This window comes from Steroidobacter sp. (genome assembly GCF_016790065.1).
In the GTDB taxonomy this organism is placed as follows: domain Bacteria; phylum Pseudomonadota; class Gammaproteobacteria; order Steroidobacterales; family Steroidobacteraceae; genus Steroidobacter.
The window spans coordinates 1-1,724 of sequence record NZ_JAEUPY010000801.1 but is presented as its reverse complement, the minus strand read 5'-3'; the positions used below and the strand labels follow the sequence as shown (position 1 = coordinate 1,724).

3 protein-coding genes are annotated in these 1,724 nt (G+C 59.3%); all 3 read right to left on the bottom strand.

All coding sequences use genetic code 11. From position 1 onward, the window contains the following. Positions 1-104: 104 nt before the first annotated feature. A complete protein-coding gene (locus tag JNL55_RS32545) occupies positions 105-365 on the bottom strand; it encodes a hypothetical protein (protein WP_293864540.1) in 261 nt (86 codons plus the stop codon). Positions 366-462: 97 nt separating this feature from the next. Further along, positions 463-1,122 carry a glutathione S-transferase family protein gene (locus tag JNL55_RS32540; RefSeq protein WP_293864537.1) on the bottom strand — a complete coding sequence of 220 codons (660 nt, stop codon included), beginning with the start codon at positions 1,120-1,122 and terminating at the stop codon, positions 463-465. Between the two features lie 26 nt (positions 1,123-1,148). Further along, on the bottom strand, positions 1,149-1,724 hold a 576-nt coding region (locus JNL55_RS32535), incomplete at its 5' end, for an ABC transporter ATP-binding protein (protein ID WP_293864534.1).

Here is a 1,724-nt window from a genome sequence, read left to right as displayed (position 1 = left end):
CTCCTTGGCAGCGAGGGCCGTCCAGCTGCCGATCGGATCAGGACACGAGCTGCCCCTGGTCGGCTCCATTCATTTTTTCTGGGATTGCGTCTTCTTTGATCGCGTCAATTCGGTCCCTTGCCCTCGATTTGCAGCTTTTCATCCTTGGAAAACGCCGCCTCGATGCTCGAGATAGCCGCGGCAATGAGCGCGCGCGGTTCAGCGAAAGCATCGGCGAGATTTGCTGCGACTTCGTTCTCGCATTCCGTCCCGCGACCAACTACCTCTGCTTTCTGCACTTCTCTGATTGCCGTGCTGTGCGCGCGGCGCCCCCGGGCGAACGTGCTGATCTCTGCTGAGGTGTTCGGCGCTTTGATCAAGTCCACTGCCGGCGCACGCCACGGCTGCATCAGACTGCAGAAGACGCTACGCCAATCGCCAGTGCCGCCAATAAGGCGCCGCGAGGTTTTACGTGTCGGCACGTCAATCCGGGCTGTTCTGCCCCTTCAGCGGAAAGATCTCACGCCAGGGTCGTGCTTCGTCGACGACGCGAGCGATGGATGGGCGAATTAGCAGCCGGTTGCGGTATTCGCGAAGTGCGGTGAGCGAAGCTGGGATCGGGTAGCCCCAGTGGGCATAGAACAAGGCCGGGGCGGCGGCGCAGTCGGCGATGCTGAAAGAATCGTTGGCGGCCCACACGCGACCTTCCATCCAGCGATTTGCCCACGCGTAGCTTTTATCTAACGTCGCATGAGCTTCCTCATTCAAATGCGGGTCTTGTTTGCCTTCAGGGCGAATGACGTTGAAGACCATGCGCGACAGCGGCGACATGATGTAGTCATCGAACACGCTATCCATCTGTCGCGCTTCAATAGCGGCTCGTGGATCAGCGGGAACGAGCGGCGGCGCGGAGCCGTGATGAAGGTCGAGGTACTCAATGATCGCCGCTGATTCGATTACCGTCTGCTCGCCGTCAACCAGCACAGGAAACTGCCCCGTTGGCGCGAGGCGGCTAACGGCAGCGACGTGGTCGGGATGATCGCCATCGACCATCAAGAACTGAAACGGTACGTCGCGCTCGTACAGAGCGATCAGCGTCTTCCAATAGAAGGCAGCGAACGGGTGGCCATAGATTTGAATCATCGACGGGTGCTCCAAAACTAATTCGGCTACTCGGAGGTGGTTTCGAGTTCCACTCCAAGCTCCTTCAAAATTGCCTTGCGCAGCTGCTGCACTTCCGGGCTGGTCAGTTTTCTCGGGTGCGACAGCTTCACATCGAACGTCGCTTGAATGCGAGTGGGTCGAGGCGACAGCACCATGATGCGATCGGCGAGATGGATGGCCTCCTCCACGTCGTGAGTGATCAGCAACACGGTGTGACGTTCCTGGCGGAGGATCTTGAGCAACTCGTTGCGCATACGCAGGCTCATGAGCGCGTCGAGGGCAGAGAAAGGTTCGTCCATGTACAGGATGGCGGGTTTGACGGCCAAGGCACGAGCGAGTTCGACGCGCTTGAGCATGCCGCCGGACAGCTCGTGCGGATACGCGGCTTCGAAACCTTTCAAGCCCACAACGTCGGCATAGTGATCGGCGATGGCGATCTTTTCGCCGAGCGATTGAGCGCCGTTCAATCCGAACATCAGGTTCTGCTGTACCGTCAGCCACGGAAACACCGAGCCGTGCTGTGAAATCAGTATGCCTTGCGGGCTGGGTTGGTGGCGGGTGGTGCCGTCGATCAGGATGCT